This window comes from Marinobacter sp. M3C (assembly GCF_023311895.1).
GTDB lineage: Bacteria > Pseudomonadota > Gammaproteobacteria > Pseudomonadales > Oleiphilaceae > Marinobacter.
The window spans coordinates 3,050,643-3,067,666 of sequence record NZ_CP092284.1 but is presented as its reverse complement, the minus strand read 5'-3'; the positions used below and the strand labels follow the sequence as shown (position 1 = coordinate 3,067,666).

The window sequence follows — 17,024 nt, the reverse complement described above, 5'->3', positions numbered from 1 at the left end:
AAATTCGATGATTTCAGGCTGGCGGTTCAAACTGTTTCAGTAAACTCGGTTCCCAGGTTTCCAGTGTCCGGCCCTGCAGCTGCTGTCGTAAGTCCTGCTGTTGTTGCTGCGCCAGAGTTATCAGCCCACTGTGTTGAAGTAGACGGTTAGACGCCAGGCGCCAATAAAAGCGTTCACGGGGTTCGCGAGCACTCAGCAAGCCGTCCTCCAAAATCTGCATGGCGGCGGCCAAACCGCAGTCGGCCAGCCGCTCACAAGCCTGTTGATAAGCCTGGTTCCACGGGTTGGCAGCAGCAGGCGTTGATGTGCTGCCCGTCTGTGGTGCCTGCAGCCAGAGCATGGCCTCCGCGCATAAAAACTCGGTACCGTCGCTGAAAGTCAGGTGTTGCAGGGTCGGCAGGCGTTCCACAAAAGCGGCCAACGCCCCACGAATCGCTTCAGCACATCGGCTATGGCCTAATGTCTGCGCCGCTCGCGCACTAAGCCAGTGGCCGTCAAGCCAGAACGGACTTGCGGCTACGCTTTGCTCGATACGCTGCCAAACCTCTCCGTTTGCTGCCTTCGCCAAGGCATCCTGGTAGTCGGCCACCCGGTCCGCACTGATCGCTGCGAGCTCAGTGCGTACACCGTCGCGTGTTGGCGGTGCGCCGCTGATGCTAAACCAGAGCGCATGGCGGCGCAGTTGGTAACCCAGAGGGTTGGCCACGTCTGTGGTGGTGAGCAGTTCTGCAACTTTCAGCAGGCTCTGGCGGGTAGCACGTTCGTTGTTTGGGTCCAGAGTGAGCGAATCAGGGACAATCACCAAGCTCGCTGTTGCTGGTTTGGCAGAATCTGCAAGCGGATGTTCTGCGCTCTTGCCCTCGTTTTTATTGGTCGAGCGGATTGTTTTCGACGGCGCAAAATCGGTGGGCAGTCTGGCCAGTGTCTGTTGTAAACTTTTTACCGGTTCAGCGGGCAGCTGTTGCGCAGGCAGCAACGTTAGAATTCGCGACAGAGCTGCCTGGCAGAATGCTTGCCCATCGCCCTGGCTGGCGTCAAAACTCAGAGCATCGACATGCTTCGCTGCCCGCTGCAACATCTGTTTGAACAGCATCTGCCGGGCCCGCTCTCCCTTGACCCCGGGGTGGGGCCAGGCTTGCGCCCACCAACTGTCCAACACGCCGGCGAGTAGCCACAACGCCAGAGCGAAGCGTTCACCGCCGCCACCTCTGAGCAGACACAACAAAAGAAAGCCGAATACTTTCAGATCTTTACTGCGGTCTGAAAGAATACTGAGCGCTTCCCGCTCTACCTTGGGCCAATCAATAGTGGTGTGTGCCAGCGAGCCCATTTTCATTAATTCCTGGTCCAGAAAATCAAGCGCCGGATCGTCTTCCAGGCACTCGCCAAATTCGGGCCCGGCTCCTTGGTCGAGCGTTCCTAATACCAGGTCTACATAAGGATGTTGCTCAATGGCTTGCATAGACTCTCCTATCACCAGCCGCAGGCGTTGCGCAGCGGTTTGATGGCGCTGGAAAAGCCCGCCAGATCAAACACCAGGCCATCGATTGAGCTGACATTAGCCTGCACTCGCACTTGCGGCATGAGCGCCAGCGTTTTAGCCAGCGCTATGGACGGCAGCCCACGGCCGGCGCTGAGCATGTAGCCGTCGTCGCGCAGGCGCCACAGTGACGGGTCACCGTTGATGTTCACCCGGACCCGATCCTGACCTAACGGCTGCGGCAACATCAGCGCCAACTCGGTAATATTGTTATGGCATTGCAGTACCATTAAAGGCCGTGGCAGCGTGGCACCCAGAGCCGGCAACGTAAGCAGCAAACCAGCGGCCATGCCACTGTCGTGATAAACCCAGCCGTCACGGTTATCGCCAGCCGCTTGAGCATAGGCCTGGCGCCAACGTTCTGAGTTCGGTAGTTGGGGCTCCTCGTGGGCACTCTGAACCGCCAGCGGCGTGGCGAAAACCCCATCAAAACACGCCAGGCGCTGCAAGCGCCTAGGCTCACCGGTACACTCCCGTGCCTGCTCCATTAGCCCGCTGTAGGCGGGCGCAGCGGGCAGCAAAAAAAGGCCAGCCAACGCCCAGCGACAGCATTTCTGATAGTGCGCAGCCGCTTTTTTGATGGCGAGAATCATGGGTGCATCACTTCATATTTCAGGCATTTATGCGCAAGTGTTCGCTTTGGCAATCCCAGGCTCTGTGCTGCCTGGCTGCGGTTGCCGTGGTACTGCTGCAAACGCTGACGAATCAGTGCCGCTTCAAAGGCCTGAGCAGCGGCCTTCAGGTCTTGCACCTGAGCCAGTGGCGGCAGGCCCGCCAGAAATTCACGATCAAGGTTGTCGCTGCGCTGAGCACACTGATCGCTGACTAGCGGGGCAGCGCCGCTGTTATAGGAGCCATCATTAAATGGGTCATCCAGACGAATAACGTCAGGCTGAATATCATCACCGAGTGGGGTCTGCAGACAGGCCAGCTCGATCACATTGCGTAATTCACGCACGTTGCCGGGAAAATCATAGTGTTTCAGCCGCCGCAATCCACGGCTACTGATGCCCTGAGGGCCGGCACCTTCACGCTCGCAGTAGGCACGAATGAAATGGCGGGTCAAAGCTTCCAGATCGTCGGGGCGCTGACGCAATGGTTCAATCCGCAGTGGAAACTGGTTCAGACGGTAAAACAGATCGCGGCGAAAGCGACCGTCATTAATGGCCTGCTGCAACGGCTGATGGGTCGCCGCCACCAAACGAAAATCCGAATGCTGTTCCTGTTGCGCTCCCAGGGGCCGGAACTGTCCGCTTTCCAGTACCCGCAGGAGTTTGGCCTGCAAGGTCAACGGCATATCTCCAATTTCATCAAGAAACAGCGTGCCACCGCGGGCCTGCGTCAGCAGCCCTTCCTGGGCTCGATCCGCCCCGGAAAAAGCGCCTTTGGTATGACCAAAAAGCTGACTTTCCAGCAAGGTATCGGGAATGGCGGCGCAATTCACCACTACCATCGGTCCTTTGGCTCGAGCCGAAAATTCGTGCACCGCCTGCGCCACGACATCTTTGCCACAACCGGTTTCTGCCTGTACCAACACCGCCAGCTGGCTGCTCGCAGCACGCACGGTTTGCAGGCGCAACTCGTCCATCTGCTGCGAATGACCCACCAGCACGGCCGCCAGTCTTTTGGCCCGCTGGCGCAGCAATTGCGCACCCTGCAGATGATCCAACGAACGTTTAAGCAGCCGGCGCTGCCAAATCTGATCATGGTTACGCAACACACTGACCCATTGATGGCTGATAATCTGGCGCAGGCTGCGGTAGAGCGCCTGCTCGGTCACCCTCGCCCACTCCGGCTGGTCACTGCACAGCACCAACACGCCCAACGTGCGTCCGTCACTGCCAAAAAAAGGTTCCAACCACATGGATTCAGGCCGGCCACTGAGATCAGTCAACGCCTGAAAACCCGGATGTTCCAAGCGATAACCAGCAACCCGCGACAACGCGCAGGGGCGACCGCTTTGTAACAAATGAGCAAATGGGTGGCTGAAATCATCACAGACAAATTCGCTGGCGCCTTGCGAAGATTGTTGATCGACCAGCGCGCTGCAATGCAGAGTGCGGCCGCTTAAGTCCAGCTCTAGCGCCCAGCAGCGCTCCAGGCCAAAGGTTCTTTGCATCTGGCTAGTGGCCGTGCGCAGCAAGTCCGGCAGATTTTTTTGCCCAATCAGCGCCAGCGCCAAGTCGATACCGGTGTGCAGTTCCGTCTGCATCTGTCCCATACCCGATTGTCCGTTTTAAGGTGTGTAATGTGAGGTGGCCGTTCAGGCAACCGTGCCACTGAATCCGTTTTCGCCGACGCTCAGGGTGACCCGCGCAACCGGTTCCCGCCGCGCCAGTTTTTCCAGTAGGGCCAGTGACACTTTCGGCAGCAGTTCGCCCTCAATAACGGCCTCGAGCATGCGGGCGCCATTTTCACTGTGCAGAGCGCGCTCGCGGATGGCGCCAGCAAGATTACCATCCAGCACCACCTCGGCCTGGTAGCGCTGGCCGATCTGCTTGGCCAGTCGCTCCAGTTTGTCCACAACGATGCAGTCGAGAGTGCTGTCGTTCAGCGGCAGGTAAGGCACTACCTGCATACGCGCCAACAGCGCCGGCTTGAAGAAAGCGGCCAGCTCCGGGTAAATCGCTGCGATGAGTGCTTGCGGCTCATCGGCGTTTTGCACAATGGTCTGGTGGCCAAGATTTGAGGTCAGGAAGAACACAATATTGCTGCAATCGATCAACCGGCCTTCGCCATCCGCCATTTCCCCTTTGTCGAAGGCCTGGTAGAAAAGGTTCAGAACATCTGGATGGGCTTTTTCCACTTCATCCAGCAGCACCACCGAATAGGGTTTTTGGCGCATTGCCTCGGTGAGTAAACCGCCTTCGCCAAAGCCTACGTAGCCTGGGGGCGAGCCAATCAGGCGCGATACGGTGTGCTTTTCCTGATACTCGGACATATTGATGGTGGTCAAAAACTGTCGGCCACCGTAGAGCAGCTCGGCTAACTGAATCACGGTTTCCGTTTTGCCCACACCACTCGGGCCCGCCAGCAGGAAAGCGCCCATTGGCCTGCCGGGGCGGCGCAGATCCGCGCGGGCGGTCAGTAAATGCTGATGGATTGCGGCAATGGCGCTATCCTGACCTTTGATGTGGGCGAACAGATACGCCGGCAGGTGGGTGATTTTCTCCAGCTCGTCGCGGCTCATACGGTTGACCGGAATACCGGTCCAGTCGGCGATGACCGCGGCAATCTGACGTTCGTCTACCCGCGCGTACACCAACGGCTCGTCGGCCTGCAGCTGCGCAAGCTGCTGCTCAATAGTGCCGGCTTCTGCGGCCAATTCGGAATCGCCAGCCAGTAGCTGTTCTTGCACCTTAATCAGCCGCTCGACCAGCTTACGCTGGGCTTGCCAACGCTGTTCCAGCTCGCTTGCGGCGACCTGCAATGACGCTAACAATTCGTCGAGTTCTATTTGCCGTGCGCTGTCTGTTGCCTGCCCCAGTTGCTGGTCGCGCTGCAGTAATTCCTGCTCCAAAGCCAGCTGCGCAACCTCGCTGTGGATGTGGCTAAGCTGGCGCGGCGGCGTGGTCAAATTCAGGCTGACCCGGGCGCAAGCGGTATCCAGTACATCAATGGCTTTGTCAGGCAACTGGCGCCCGGCAAGATAGCGCGCAGACAATTCAGCCGCGGCCTGCAGTGCGCTGTCAGCAATCAAGATCTGATGGGCTTTTTCGTAAACCGGTCGCAAGCCGCGCAGTATGTGCACCGCCTGTTGCGGGCTGGGCTCATCCAAAGCAACCGGTTGAAAACGACGGCTCAGCGCCGGGTCTTTCTCAAAATACTTTTTATACTCGCGCCACGTGGTGGCGCCGATGGTGCTCAGTTCACCACGGGCCAGAGCCGGTTTTAGCAAATTAGCAGCGTCTGATCCGCCCTCGCTGTTACCGGCGCCGATCAGGGTATGGGCTTCGTCGATGAACAGAATGATCGGCGTTGCGGAGTTTTTGACGGTATCAATCACGCTTTTCAGACGCTTTTCGAATTCGCCTTTCACCGACGCCCCGGCCTGCAGGGCCCCCAAGTCTAGCCCCCATAGCGCCACTTTGCGCAGGCGTTCCGGCACTTCACCCTGGGCGATGCGCAGCGCCAAGCCTTCCACTACCGCACTTTTACCAACGCCGGCATCGCCCACAACCATGGGGTTGTTTTTGCGCCGACGGCACAAAATGTCGATGATCTGGTCGATTTCCCGATCGCGGCACAACACCGGGTCCAGCTTTTTCTGCCGTGCCAGCGCGGTGAAGTCTTGGGCGTAACGCTGCAACGGGCCATCATCAACGCTGACCTGGCGGCTATCGGCGGCGGAGCCCTGCTGCGCAATAGTCGGCTGTTCTGCCGAGCCACGGGTGCAGGCTTCAAACTGGCGCCGCAGCTGCTCGCGGTTGATCGGCGCAAGGGTGTCGCATACCTGTGCTGGCAGATAGCGCTGCGGATTCAGCAGCAGCGCCAGCGTAATGGCTCCAGAGCGCAACTGTTGCTGCCCCAATTCGACCGACGCCAGCAGCCAGGCGTCTTGCAGTAGTTCAATCAGCAGCGGTGAAAAGGCTGGGTAAGGCTCGGCGTTTTGTACGCTGCCGGCCAGGCTGTCACCCAGTTGCTGCTGCAACGGCGAATACCCGATATTAGCCTGCTGAAGAATCTGTCGAACATCGCACAGGGGCTGATCCAGTAATTGGAACAGCAAATGGGCAGGCGTTATTTCCGTACCCTGACGGCTGATACACAAAGCCGCAGAGGCTTCCAACGCCTGACGGCACACTTCGTTGAGGCGTCCGATTAACGCCGGCAGTTCAACCCGAATCACGGTGATGTCCTTATCGTGGTAGTTGTTCCAATAATTCATGTACCTGCGCTACACGCTCATCCAGAGCGTTGCTGTACAGGTGAAAGATGCCGCCCAAAGCGAGCACTAAAGCCAGCGCAATACCCGCCAGCGGCCAGCGATTGCCATAATGACTGCGGGCCGGCACACGATTTTTCAGCGCGTCAGCCAGCGGCGCAAAAGCCGCGTCGCCATTAAGAGTGGCCAGTTGCTGGCCCAGACCGCGCACAATGCTGTTGTATTCGTCGCGGCCGTTAGTCATTACTTTGTAACGGCCCTCGAACCCCAGGCACAAGCATAGATAGATAAACGCCAGCATGTCCTTGTAGCGCTCCGGTTCCTGCTCCATCCGCGCCAAAATACCAAACACTTTTTCGCCGCCCCAGGTTTCGTTATGGAAGCGCGACAGCAGCGACTGCTGCGACCATACGCTGTGGGCACCCCAATGCGTCCCCAGCATGGCCTCGTCAATAAAGGCGCAGAGTACGTAGCGGTACGACACTAACGCCGAGTGTTCGTAACCCTGCACCACCAACTCGCGCTCAATAGCTATAATGTCGTCCCACACCTGTTGGTAAAGGCTTTCAACCGACGAATAGTCTGCCAACCGGCGAATCCGTATCACCAGCCCCAGCAATGGCGCCGCAGCGTCAATCAGCGGGTTCGGCTCCAGCCCACGCAGACTGAAGGCATTGCCGTGCATTTCGTTATCCATGGCTTATCTCCGGATAGCCCAGAACTGCATTTCCAGCGCGGGGAAATCACCGGCCACGTGAAAAGCAAAACCGCTGGCGTTTTCCAGCATTTGCCAGGCCTGACTGTTGTCGTCTAGCTGAAAGTACACATAACCGGCATGATACGGCAGCTGACGCGGCGCCACCGGCAACACCACCAATGGAATGCCCGGCAGCTGCAAACTGATCAAATCACGAATTTTTTCCACTGAAGCCACTTTGCACTGCTGCACAAAGCGACTGCGCAGATCGTCTTGGGGCATATCAGCTTTTACCGCCAGAATGAACTCGGCGCTGCCGATCAGGCCGGAATCGTGCAGCGGAGCTACCGTCAGCCCGAACTGACGCTCCTGAAGACTAATAGCCATGGCTTGAGGCTCCAATACCGTGCTCAGGGCCTGGCGCAGCAGCTGTATAAGCTGGCTGAAACAGACTTCCGGCAAATCGTGGTGATAGGGCACAAACGACGGTGACAGCCGGCTCTGATCGGTGAAGGTCACCAGTTCTGCACACAGTTCTAGCAGTGCTTCATAAAGAGTTTGTGGGTGCAGCTGCGGCAACCGTGACAGGTGCAGAAAGCGCGGGTGGTTGCGGTTCATCAGCTGCAGCAACAAAAAGTCTGTGACTTCGGCCACGCCGTTGTGTCCAGGGGACCCCACACGATCGGCGATATTACGCGCACGTTCTTGCATCAGCCCGGCCATTTCCTCCACAAACCGTTGCAGCCGCGGTGCAGCCTTTATGTCTAGCAGCGTAGGAATAAAATTCGTATCCATCACCAGGCTGCCGTTCGCTCGTTGTTCCAGAATGCGGCCAATGGCCAGCGTGCTGTAGGCGCTAAGGTCGTCACTTGCCAGCATCAATCTTGGCGTTACCCGCGCTAGATCAACACTGTGGGTGTCGCCCTGAGCGGTGTGCAGATCGCGGATATCTGTGCGAATTGCCTGGAAGCGCGAGTGCACCGCGGGCTCTTCCGGCCAGCAAATTTCAGCTTGGGTGTTGCTATACAGCGGCAGTGCCAGGTACACCAGCTGATTGGCCACTGAGGTGCCTGTAATTTCCAGCGGCGCCGGCATCACATCGTCGCGAAGCAAATCAAAGCAGGTGCCGTCGGCAAACAATCCGGCCGCATGGACCAAGGAAATCCGGCCAAAACCCAGATATTCATCATTCAACGCCAATGCACTGAAACCATAAAGTGACCGAGACAATGCCAGCGAACGCTGATGAATCTGCTGTTCCAGATAGCGCTGTTGCTGCTGAAAGTGCTGGGGTTTTATAAACAACCCATCACTCCAGACTACGCGATTGCTGCTGGTCATCACGATTCACCCGCGCGTTTCAGTTGCACTTCGCGTTGGCGCAAGTTCACCAACAGGTGATAGCGCCCGCCCAATGGGTCCACTTTGACCACTTTTTTCCACTGCGACTGATTGGGATAAGCGTAAAAAGCGATAACGCCGATAAACCGCGTGTCGGCGCTAACATCGAACGGTTCTACAAACTTGAATTCGCCCGGCACCACGGTGTAATCACTGTGGTCTATGTAATTGCGCCCCAGGGACGACTCCAGGTTGCTCAGCAGCTGATCAAAGTCGGCGGCCATCAGCAACGAGCTATCGCGCAACTCGATAATCTGAAACGCAATGGGTGTCGGGTTCAGCGCTTCATTGGGATTCACGTCTTGTTCGGCCACCATCGCCAGATCTATGCGGCTGGGAAGATCTTCGGCGTAGCCTACTGGAATGTCCGGGTCCCACAGTACCTTGCCGGTTTTGCTGACCACTTTGTAAGGGGTGCTGCAGCCGGCCAAACCCAGACCGAGGATTAGAATCAATAGGTGGCGCGCGATTAGACTCATAACAGGCTTTCTCTTTGCAGTTGACGTATGTGCTGGTCGTAGGCTTGGTCAAACACTTCCTGGAACAACCGCTCAAAGCCTTGCTGACGGCTGGAATTCAGCTCTTGGTAATAGTGCCGGTACATATCCCAGGCCCAAGTATTTTCATCTTCATCGGTTTGCAGGCCGCGACGATATCCGCGAAAACGCTGTAGCAGGGCGTCAGGTGACAACGCGTGCAGGATGGCTGCCAGGCCCTGGCTGGTCGCCACGCGGGTGGCTTGCTGGTGGTGCTCCAGACTGGCCAGACTTTCCTTCACGGCCGCGGGCGCAGACAAGTGCACCGGGCTGCGCTGGCCAGCAAACAGGGTGTGTACGGTCGACGAATAATCGGCCGCAAATCGCAAAGGGTTGTCTTCAATAGGCTGTAAGCGTGTGCGCAGCACCTGGTGCCGGCTGTCTTCGCTTTGATGCAGCGCCAGCAGCCCGCTAATGGCCGCTTGCAGAGTTTGTCCGGCTTCCTCCAGCAACAGCGTCATATCATCACTGTTAGCCAGAGTCAGATTGCTATCAAGGCCACGTAATAAGGGCGCTACGCCAATGTGCTGGCGGCTGTCCAGGCCCGTCTTTTGCGATTGAAAATGCCGGCGCTCCCCGCCGTCACCCTGCTCTTCCGCCGGGGCGTTTACGCCAACATTCGGGCCCGCCAATGACCAGGGCGGCGGCCCGTCAAAAGCAACGGCATCCTGGATCGGAGCTCTCAATGTGTGTAGAGGTTCCGCAGCCAGCTGCTGTTCTTTTTGGCCTCGCAGCAAAGGGGCTTCAGCGCTATGCACTAAAGGCTGCTCTGTGAGGTTTTCGGTATCTGGGCCAGTGGCCAACTCCGCCGCCGCAACGCCAAATTCGGCGCGCATGCGATAGATACCGATGGCGATGGTATCGCCCCGCTGTAAGCGGGCCCGCCGCCCCCGCCCTATCGGTTGGCTGGCACTATTAATATAGGTACGGCCACTGCGATCAATCAGGCAATAGCCGTCGTCGGCAAAGCGCACCTCGGCGTGACCGGACACCGCGCCGGTGCGATGGGCCGACAGCCGCCAGGAATCGTTGCCGGCGCTACCAATGGAGCCACCTTCACGGCCAAAGCGGAAGTTTGTGGCGGTGCCGGCAACCGGAGGATTCAGCAATGTCAGCGTCAATTCATCGGTCGATAAGGGCATGGCGTAGGGTCCTGCGGGTTAGTGGCGAATGGGCAAGCAGACATAGGAGCTCGCAGATGCCCTTTCGGGACTTAGAAACGTGGTCCACCCCAAGCGGCCGTGCTGCCCTAGTGCAACCGGCTGGATATCCTGCGGGCGCATGTGCAGCTCCAAATCCCACGCCAGAGGTTCACGCACCACAAATTCCAGCAGGCGAATCAGCCTTGGGTAATCGTCGCCGTTAGGCAAAAAATCGGTGAAACGCCGATGGCAAAGGTTGCCAAGACGCAGGCAGAACTTGCCGCTGCGGTCCGCCACCCTGGCACCCGCCAGGGTGTCCTGACCCAGACTGGCGTTGGCCTGCCCCAAGGCAGTTTGCTGGGCCGGCGCAATATCGACGTTGCGCAGTACCCACTGACGAATGGCCACATCGGCCAAGTCAAAACAATGACCAACAATCTTCGCGACCACATCTGCCGAGCGGCTGGGACCTGCCAGCACACCGGCGCAGGCCAGCAATCTGGATTCGCTCACGGCCAAGGCCTGGCGCCTTTGCCGATCGCCCAGCCCCATCAAGGCAAAAACAGTGTCAGAGAAGCCATCATTCGCGCCTGGGCGGTAGCGCACGTGGTAACGGTATTTGCGCCAGGAGCGGTGGAACAGTGTGACCAAACGATGGTTGAAAAAATCAAGGAAGTGGCGACGCACGCCCAGATTCTGACCGGCCTCCCAGGCCAGGTCTTCCAGGTAATAGCCCGGCAATGGCGACTGCGAGCCGTGCAGACCCAGAAAACTCACCTCCATCTGGTAGGGGGCATGCTCATGTGCAGGCGACAGCGCTGACACCACATCGCTGCCAGGGAACCCCAGGCCCGCCGAGGCTGAAAAGCGGATACGTTCAGGCGCCGGCGAGCCATTGCCGGCCGCGTCAGATTCCATATTATCGTTGTGGTGCCGGTGAATAAGATCCACCAGTTGAAAAAAACTGTAGCGCCTGGCGTCACCCAAAACGGGCTGCAGAACCGCTACATCAGCAGCTGCTGATCGTGCTGTAACGTCCATGTATAGCGTTCCTGATTATCGGTATTCACCACATCCAGTTGGTGAAAAGCATTGATACTGGCATAGAGTGCAAAAAATCGACTCAACACCGTGCCAAACAGGTACAGTTCGCCTTCCGAGGCAAACCCCTGCTGGCTTAAAAACAAGCTGGTGCGAGAGCCTCGTACCGGTAATCCCCGCAACATCCGGTCTAGCGTCTGCAACTCCAGGCGCTTAATGGCCGACTGACGCTGGCAGGCAATTCGCGCAGCCTGCCGGTCAGACAACGCGCGAAAATCGTACAGGCGCATCAACGTGCGTAAAGCCTCGGCGTCTGGAGCCGCTACGTAGTTTAGCGACAAGTTGGCCACCAATGCCCACAGCAACCGCCCGTCCAGAGTCGGCCTGATCGCAGCTGTTGGCCGGGTAATATTGCGAAAGCTGGCGAAGGTTGGCGAGCTTTCGGTGCCCATGCAGATTTCCCCTGCTGCCAGTTGTTCCGGCAGTTGCCTGTTGCTGCACACAAGGCTCAGCGAAATGGCTTCCTGCCGGTTCACGCAGGCGGATTCGTCTGCGCGCACAAACGCCATGTAATGGTCAAAACCGTTGTTAAGCACGCTTTGCCGCGCCCGCAGGTGATAATACAAAGGCGTTGCCTGTTGCTCGCTGTCCATGTCATGGCGGAAACTTTCGAACGGCGTGTAAATGCGCGGAGCATTTCGCCCGGTATGCCCCTCCAGCCAACCTTCAACCTGCTCAACGCTGAACACTTCATAGTGGTCGGGCGAGCGGCTGGACGCCAGAATTCGGTACTCGGTCTGCCGCCCATTCAAGTCCACCGGCTCACCTTCATGGCTGAACAGGTTAATAGCAGGTGTACAGTACAACTGAAAATCATCCACGCCCACGCGCATCTGCACCGGCAATAGGCGGCTGAAATGAAAGCGCAGGCTGATTTCGTCTGCCTGCAGATTCGGCAAACGCGAAGACAGGCCCGTGACGGTTACAAAACGGAAGGCCTCGGGCAGGCTCAGATATTCCTGCAGAAGGCGGTGGCCGGGTAAAGCGCTCTGCGGATAGGGCAACAACGCCTCGTCGTCTGCAAAGCCCGCAGGCCGAAGCCGCTCAGTAGGCAACGGCCAAGCGGTGTCGCCCACCACCAGTTCCATAGCGTCCAGATAGTGGTTTAACCATAAGTAAAGCGTGGAGGCGTTTGGCTCATTCCCACCCAGATAAAATTGCAGGCTATCAAGCCCCAGACCGTTCACCGGCTGATCGCTGTGCACACCCAGCGACACCGTGACAGATGATCGCTGCGGCCCGTGCTCAGCCTTCACCGCGGCCACCGTCAATGGATAGATGTCGAGGGCACGGCAGGTACGGAAACGGCATTGGATCTGGCGATTGGCTTCGCCCACCGGCCGGCTTTTCACTTCAGTGTGGCGCGGCACCCGCTGGCGTTCGCTGATGGCGTGCAGCTGTGGGTCAAAACGCATGATGGTCAAGCTTGGCACAGGGCGCAAGTAGTTGGGCCACAGCAGGTTTAACAGCGAATGGGTCAGCTCGGGAAATTCATCTTCCACTTTTTCCCGTAGCTTGCCGGTCAAAAAGGCAAAGCCTTCCAACAGCCGCTCCACGTCAGGGTCTGCGCTCTGCTCCGATAGAAAACGCGTAAGCTGAGGATGGCTTTGCGCAAACTCCCGCCCTTGGAGCTTGAGGAAGCTCAACTCATCCTGATAGAAACGGTTCAATTTCATTCATGCGCCCGTTGGTGTGTTATCAAAGCTAGTCAGATCACCCGGTAATAGCGTTTGTCGTCCAGTAGCAGATCGATGGTCGCTTTGTCGTCTACCGCTGCCACCCGCAAATGCACGGTTACCTGAAAACGCAGCTGAAGCGGGTTCGCGCCCTGAGGTAATGCCAGAACGTTCACCCTGTTCACCCGGGGCTCAAAGTGTTCGATGCACTGACGGATGGCGTCACGCACCCGAATACCCAAATCAACAGTGCCCAGGGTAGCGTCGTTGAAGTCCAGCAAGCCCAGTTCAGGCGCGCTGGGGCTAGCACCGGGGTGGGCATTGAGTAGGCGCACCAGATGGCGTTTGATGGACTGCACCACATCGCCCAGCTCGTCCAACAGCGGCACGGCCGATTCGCCCGCCTGCTCCAGGCGTTCGAACAGGCTAAGCCCGGATGGCACAGCGGGGAGTGGAAAGTCTGCCTCAGAAACACCGAACATGGTCTATTCCTTGTCCAGCCGGCCCACCAGCGACAACTCAAAATTGGCGCCCATATACTTGAAGTGCGGCCTTACTGACAGCATCACCTGATACCAGCCCGGTTCACCTTCTACGTCTGACACCGTAATGCGGGCAGCCCTTAGTGGTCGGCGGCTACGCACCTCCGCCGGCGGATTTTCCTGATCGGCTACGTACTGGCGAATCCAGGTGTTCAGCTCACGCTCCAGATCCTGGCGTTCTTTCCAAGAACCGATCTGCTCCCGCTGCAACACCTTGATGTAATGCGCAAGACGGTTAACCACCATCATGTAAGGCAACTGGGTGCCTAGCTTGTAATTGGTCTCGGCGATTTTGCCCTCACGGGTGTTCGGGAACTGACGGGTTTTCTGCACCGAGTTTGCGGAGAAAAACGCTGCGTTGTCGCTCCCTTTGCGCATGGTGAGTGCAATAAAACCTTCATCCGCCAGTTCGAATTCGCGGCGATCGGTGATCAGTACTTCGGTGGGAATTTTTGCTTCCAGCTGGCCAAAGGACTCAAACAGGTGCACCGGCAGGTTTTCCACCGAGCCGCCGCTTTGCGGACCGATGATATTCGGACACCAGCGGTACTTGGCAAAGCTTTCGCTCAGCCGGGTGGCCAGAAGATACGCCGTATTGCCCCACAGATAGTGCTCGTGGTCAGCGGATACGTCTTCTTTGTAATTAAAACTGCGCACCGGATTTTCAGCCGGGTCATAAGGCGTGCGCAGCAAGAAGCGCGGCGCGGTCAGGCCCAGGTAGCGGGCGTCTTCAGATTCGCGCAGGCCGCGCCATTTGGTGTAGCGAGGTCCCTCGAAGACCGCTTTTAATTCCTTGATGGCCGGCAGCTCTTGATAGCCGTCTATGCCGAAAAACGACGGCGCCACCGATGACAAAAACGGAGCATGAGCCATGGCACCCACAGAAGCCACATAGTGCAGAAGCTTGATGTCTGCCGCGCCGGGGTTGAAGGCGTAATTGCCCACCACCGCGGCCACCGGTTCACCGCCAAACTGGCCGTATTCGGTAGCATAAATGTGCTGGTAAAAGCCTGTTTGAGTCACATCCGGAGCGAACTCGAAGTCTTCCAGCAGCTCGGCTTTGGTGGCGTGCAGAATGTCTACTTTAATGTTTTCACGGAAGTCGGTGCGGTCGACCATCAGCTTGAGCCCGCGCCAGGACGATTCCAACTCTTGCAGGCTAGGCGCGTGCAGAATTTCGTCCATCTGCGCGCTGATTTTACGATCCAGTTCCACCACCATCTGGTCCACCAGCGCTTTGTTCACCGGCTGGCCTTTTTCATCACTTCGCAGCAGATTGGTGATGAAGGTAGCAACGCCTTTGCGCGCTACCTCATAGCCTTCATCCGCTGGCGCCATTCTGCTGTTGGCCATTACCTGGTCCAGCAAAGAACCCTCCACAACAGTTTCAGCAGCCGTGTGCTGCCCGGCAGTATCAGACATACCAATTCCTTTTAGTACGTGTTTCGTCGTGAGGTTTATATCAAGATTGCGGTATAGCGGTAACCGTTACTCGCCGTCTGTGGCCAGTTGCAGTTCGCTTATCAGTTGCTCCCGGGCGCTGTCGTTGTTCAGCAATTCTTGCAGCTTACTGCGAAACGACGGCACGTTGCCCAGCGGGCCTTTTAAGGCGACCAAGGCTTCACGCAGCTCAATCAGCTTGCGCATCTCTGGAACCTGGCGTGCAATACTGTCGGGGGAAAAGTCTTCAAGGCTGTGAAACGCCAGATTGACCGCGAGGGCTTCGGCCTCTGGATCCAGCTTATTGCCAACACTGGCTGAAAGATTCAGTCCGGCTTCTTTGATCACCGAGCGAAAATTGCCTTTATCTACGCTAACGGCTTTGCGTTCTTCGATAGGGGTGGTTTCGGCGTGGCCCTTAAAATCGCCAACCACGAACAGCTTGAGTGGCAGCTCGGTTTCGGCCTGGCTATCGCCAGTAGCGGGTACATATTTGATATTGATGCGCTCTTTTGGCGCAACAGAACCGTCTTTTGCAGACATGGCTTGCTCCCTGTGCAATTCCTTTGCGATGTTACTTCCCTGATTGCGCACCATCCTGGCGAACAACGGCCTACACTGTACATAGAGAATTCTTGCCCCTCAAGCCAATTCTTGCCTTGCGCATGCAGAATGTGAACAAGGGCAAGTTTTCGCTCAAAACCATCCCGCTTTGACCCATCACGCTTTGAACTGTGACGACAACCACCGTGCCCGCTATACTCGCTTAGTCAGCCACAGGAGAGCCACCATGAGTGATCTAAAAATCCAGTTTGAACAGGCCGTAAATCAGGTACAGAGCGCCGACGGCGATTTTAAGCCTTCGACGGAAATGAAGCTCGAATTCTATGCGCTGTACAAGCAGGCAACCGTCGGCGATGCCAGCGGCAAGCGCCCTGGAATGATGGATTTTGTGGGTCGGGCAAAGTACGACGCCTGGGCCAAACTGGAAGGTGCGTCAAAAGACCAGGCAATGCAGCAGTACATCAACAAACTCGCTGCGGTTAAGTAGCGCTGTGGGCCGGCCATGAAAACCAATCTGATTACCCGCGAAGGCTATGATTTGCTGCAGCAAGAGCTGGATCAGCTCTGGCGCCACGAACGCCCGGAGGTTACCCGCAAGGTAACCTGGGCCGCCGGCCTTGGCGATCGCTCTGAAAACGCTGATTATCAATACAACAAAAAGCGACTGCGGGAGATAGACCGTCGCGTGCGCTATCTGCGTAAGCGTTTTGAAGAATTGAAGGTGGTTGCCTATTCGCCGGAGCAAGAAGGTAAGGTATTTTTTGGCGCCTGGGTCAGCCTGCTGGACGAAGACGACAAGCCACTGACGTTCCGCATTGTAGGGCCTGACGAAATCTACGGCCGCAACGATTACGCCTCTGTCGACGCACCTTTGGTGCGCGCCTGCCTGAAAAAAGAGGTGGGTGACGAAGTGGCGGTTATACTGCCGGCCGGCGAAAAAACCTGGCTCATTGAGACCATTCACTACCCTTACTGACGTTTCATAAACGCTGACAGCAGACATAAAAAAGCCCCGTTAAACGGGGCAAGGTTCGCGCTGTCTGGAGTCCCAGCTGCTGAATAACTTTTATTATACTCCAACACTATTACCAATGGGTGTCGGGGCCGTTACCAGTTGGTCAGAATTGATTACTGAGCGCTACCGCTCACCATAATTAGGTTGTGCACTCTAGTAGCCCGGCGTAACGTTCAGCCAACGCAGTTACATTCACAACGGAGGCTGTTATGAACCGCCAAAAATTACAGGATCTGGCGCTACAAGGTGTCGACACCCTGGGTTACCAGCTGGACCGTTTTGGTATTACCAGTAAGGTAAATCGCCACAATCTGGCGGCTTATCTGATGCACGGGCAGAAACAGCTGGAAGGCGAGTGGGACAGCTTACAGGTGCGTTTTGATCTGCAAAAAGCCCGCTTCGAAAGACTGAGTGAAACGGTTGAACGGAGGGCTAATCGCCTGTTGCGCCCGCTCAAGCGAAATAAACAACAGGGCTGAATCCGC

The 17,024-nt window shown here is 57.2% G+C and carries 16 protein-coding genes; 3 read left to right on the top strand and 13 right to left on the bottom strand.

Annotation, left to right across the window (positions count from 1 at the left end):
- Window positions 1–13: 13 nt before the first annotated feature.
- The 13 genes from tssA to tssB all read right to left on the bottom strand — a co-directional run bounded on the left by tssA (window position 14) and on the right by tssB (window position 15,503).
- Complete coding sequence (tssA, locus tag MIH18_RS14380) at window positions 14–1,462, bottom strand: type VI secretion system protein TssA (RefSeq protein WP_249006641.1); 1,449 nt, start codon at window positions 1,460–1,462, stop codon at window positions 14–16.
- A gap of 11 nt (window positions 1,463–1,473) precedes the next feature.
- Complete coding sequence (gene vasI, locus MIH18_RS14375; RefSeq protein ID WP_249006642.1) at window positions 1,474–2,133, bottom strand: type VI secretion system-associated protein VasI; 660 nt, start codon at window positions 2,131–2,133, stop codon at window positions 1,474–1,476.
- Window positions 2,130–3,761, bottom strand: coding sequence for a sigma-54-dependent Fis family transcriptional regulator (locus MIH18_RS14370; RefSeq protein ID WP_249006643.1), 1,632 nt, complete (start codon window positions 3,759–3,761; stop codon window positions 2,130–2,132). The genes vasI and MIH18_RS14370 overlap by 4 nt, the downstream gene beginning before the upstream one ends.
- Window positions 3,762–3,803: 42 nt before the next feature.
- Entirely contained in the window at window positions 3,804–6,389 is a 2,586-nt protein-coding gene (gene tssH, locus MIH18_RS14365; protein ID WP_249014624.1) for a type VI secretion system ATPase TssH, read from the bottom strand.
- Between the two features lie 10 nt (window positions 6,390–6,399).
- On the bottom strand, window positions 6,400–7,122 hold the full coding sequence (gene icmH, locus MIH18_RS14360) for a type IVB secretion system protein IcmH/DotU (RefSeq protein ID WP_283164073.1): 723 nt from the start codon (window positions 7,120–7,122) through the stop codon (window positions 6,400–6,402).
- A 3-nt stretch (window positions 7,123–7,125) separates the two neighbouring features.
- Window positions 7,126–8,463, bottom strand: a complete 1,338-nt coding sequence (gene tssK, locus MIH18_RS14355) for a type VI secretion system baseplate subunit TssK (protein WP_249006644.1) — start codon at window positions 8,461–8,463, stop codon at window positions 7,126–7,128.
- Window positions 8,463–9,002, bottom strand: a complete 540-nt coding sequence (tssJ, locus tag MIH18_RS14350; protein WP_249006645.1) for a type VI secretion system lipoprotein TssJ — start codon at window positions 9,000–9,002, stop codon at window positions 8,463–8,465. Before tssJ ends, tssK begins: the two co-directional genes overlap by 1 nt.
- On the bottom strand, window positions 8,999–10,201 hold the full coding sequence (tagH, locus tag MIH18_RS14345) for a type VI secretion system-associated FHA domain protein TagH (protein ID WP_249006646.1): 1,203 nt from the start codon (window positions 10,199–10,201) through the stop codon (window positions 8,999–9,001). The genes tssJ and tagH overlap by 4 nt, the downstream gene beginning before the upstream one ends.
- 18 nt (window positions 10,202–10,219) lie before the next feature.
- Window positions 10,220–11,242 (bottom strand): type VI secretion system baseplate subunit TssG, encoded by a 1,023-nt coding sequence (gene tssG, locus MIH18_RS14340; protein ID WP_249012703.1) that lies wholly within the window; start codon window positions 11,240–11,242, stop codon window positions 10,220–10,222.
- On the bottom strand, window positions 11,206–12,978 hold the full coding sequence (gene tssF / locus MIH18_RS14335) for a type VI secretion system baseplate subunit TssF (protein ID WP_249012702.1): 1,773 nt from the start codon (window positions 12,976–12,978) through the stop codon (window positions 11,206–11,208). The genes tssG and tssF overlap by 37 nt, the downstream gene beginning before the upstream one ends.
- 32 nt (window positions 12,979–13,010) lie before the next feature.
- The gene (gene tssE, locus MIH18_RS14330) at window positions 13,011–13,460 is read right to left on the bottom strand and encodes a type VI secretion system baseplate subunit TssE (protein ID WP_249006649.1); all 450 of its coding nucleotides are present in this window, start codon (window positions 13,458–13,460) and stop codon (window positions 13,011–13,013) included.
- A gap of 3 nt (window positions 13,461–13,463) precedes the next feature.
- Window positions 13,464–14,942: a type VI secretion system contractile sheath large subunit gene (gene tssC / locus MIH18_RS14325; RefSeq protein WP_249006650.1), complete on the bottom strand. Its 1,479-nt coding sequence runs from the start codon at window positions 14,940–14,942 to the stop codon at window positions 13,464–13,466.
- Between the two features lie 66 nt (window positions 14,943–15,008).
- Window positions 15,009–15,503 (bottom strand): type VI secretion system contractile sheath small subunit, encoded by a 495-nt coding sequence (gene tssB, locus MIH18_RS14320; RefSeq protein ID WP_249006651.1) that lies wholly within the window; start codon window positions 15,501–15,503, stop codon window positions 15,009–15,011.
- Window positions 15,504–15,750: 247 nt separating this feature from the next.
- Here tssB and MIH18_RS14315 point away from each other — a divergent pair, with 247 nt between their 5' ends.
- From MIH18_RS14315 to MIH18_RS14305, 3 genes are all read left to right on the top strand, one after another.
- Window positions 15,751–16,011: an acyl-CoA-binding protein gene (locus MIH18_RS14315; protein ID WP_249012701.1), complete on the top strand. Its 261-nt coding sequence runs from the start codon at window positions 15,751–15,753 to the stop codon at window positions 16,009–16,011.
- A 15-nt stretch (window positions 16,012–16,026) separates the two neighbouring features.
- On the top strand, window positions 16,027–16,500 hold the full coding sequence (gene greB, locus MIH18_RS14310) for a transcription elongation factor GreB (protein WP_249006653.1): 474 nt from the start codon (window positions 16,027–16,029) through the stop codon (window positions 16,498–16,500).
- A gap of 248 nt (window positions 16,501–16,748) precedes the next feature.
- Window positions 16,749–17,018 (top strand): hypothetical protein, encoded by a 270-nt coding sequence (locus MIH18_RS14305; RefSeq protein WP_249012700.1) that lies wholly within the window; start codon window positions 16,749–16,751, stop codon window positions 17,016–17,018.
- Window positions 17,019–17,024: the final 6 nt, after the last annotated feature.

What these genes read in the sequence shown, in the direction of transcription:
- tssA (WP_249006641.1), bottom strand. Translation starts at nt 1,462, where the DNA reads ATGCAAGCCATTGAGCAACATCCTTATGTAGACCTGGTATTAGGAACG.
- vasI (WP_249006642.1), bottom strand. Translation starts at nt 2,133, where the DNA reads ATGATTCTCGCCATCAAAAAAGCGGCTGCGCACTATCAGAAATGCTGT.
- MIH18_RS14370 (WP_249006643.1), bottom strand. Translation starts at nt 3,761, where the DNA reads ATGGGACAGATGCAGACGGAACTGCACACCGGTATCGACTTGGCGCTG.
- icmH (WP_283164073.1), bottom strand. Translation starts at nt 7,122, where the DNA reads ATGGATAACGAAATGCACGGCAATGCCTTCAGTCTGCGTGGGCTGGAG.
- tssK (WP_249006644.1), bottom strand. Translation starts at nt 8,463, where the DNA reads ATGACCAGCAGCAATCGCGTAGTCTGGAGTGATGGGTTGTTTATAAAA.
- tssJ (WP_249006645.1), bottom strand. Translation starts at nt 9,002, where the DNA reads ATGAGTCTAATCGCGCGCCACCTATTGATTCTAATCCTCGGTCTGGGT.
- tagH (WP_249006646.1), bottom strand. Translation starts at nt 10,201, where the DNA reads ATGCCCTTATCGACCGATGAATTGACGCTGACATTGCTGAATCCTCCG.
- tssG (WP_249012703.1), bottom strand. Translation starts at nt 11,242, where the DNA reads ATGGACGTTACAGCACGATCAGCAGCTGCTGATGTAGCGGTTCTGCAG.
- tssF (WP_249012702.1), bottom strand. Translation starts at nt 12,978, where the DNA reads ATGAAATTGAACCGTTTCTATCAGGATGAGTTGAGCTTCCTCAAGCTC.
- tssE (WP_249006649.1), bottom strand. Translation starts at nt 13,460, where the DNA reads ATGTTCGGTGTTTCTGAGGCAGACTTTCCACTCCCCGCTGTGCCATCC.
- tssC (WP_249006650.1), bottom strand. Translation starts at nt 14,942, where the DNA reads ATGTCTGATACTGCCGGGCAGCACACGGCTGCTGAAACTGTTGTGGAG.
- tssB (WP_249006651.1), bottom strand. Translation starts at nt 15,503, where the DNA reads ATGTCTGCAAAAGACGGTTCTGTTGCGCCAAAAGAGCGCATCAATATC.
- MIH18_RS14315 (WP_249012701.1), top strand. Translation starts at nt 15,751, where the DNA reads ATGAGTGATCTAAAAATCCAGTTTGAACAGGCCGTAAATCAGGTACAG.
- greB (WP_249006653.1), top strand. Translation starts at nt 16,027, where the DNA reads ATGAAAACCAATCTGATTACCCGCGAAGGCTATGATTTGCTGCAGCAA.
- MIH18_RS14305 (WP_249012700.1), top strand. Translation starts at nt 16,749, where the DNA reads ATGAACCGCCAAAAATTACAGGATCTGGCGCTACAAGGTGTCGACACC.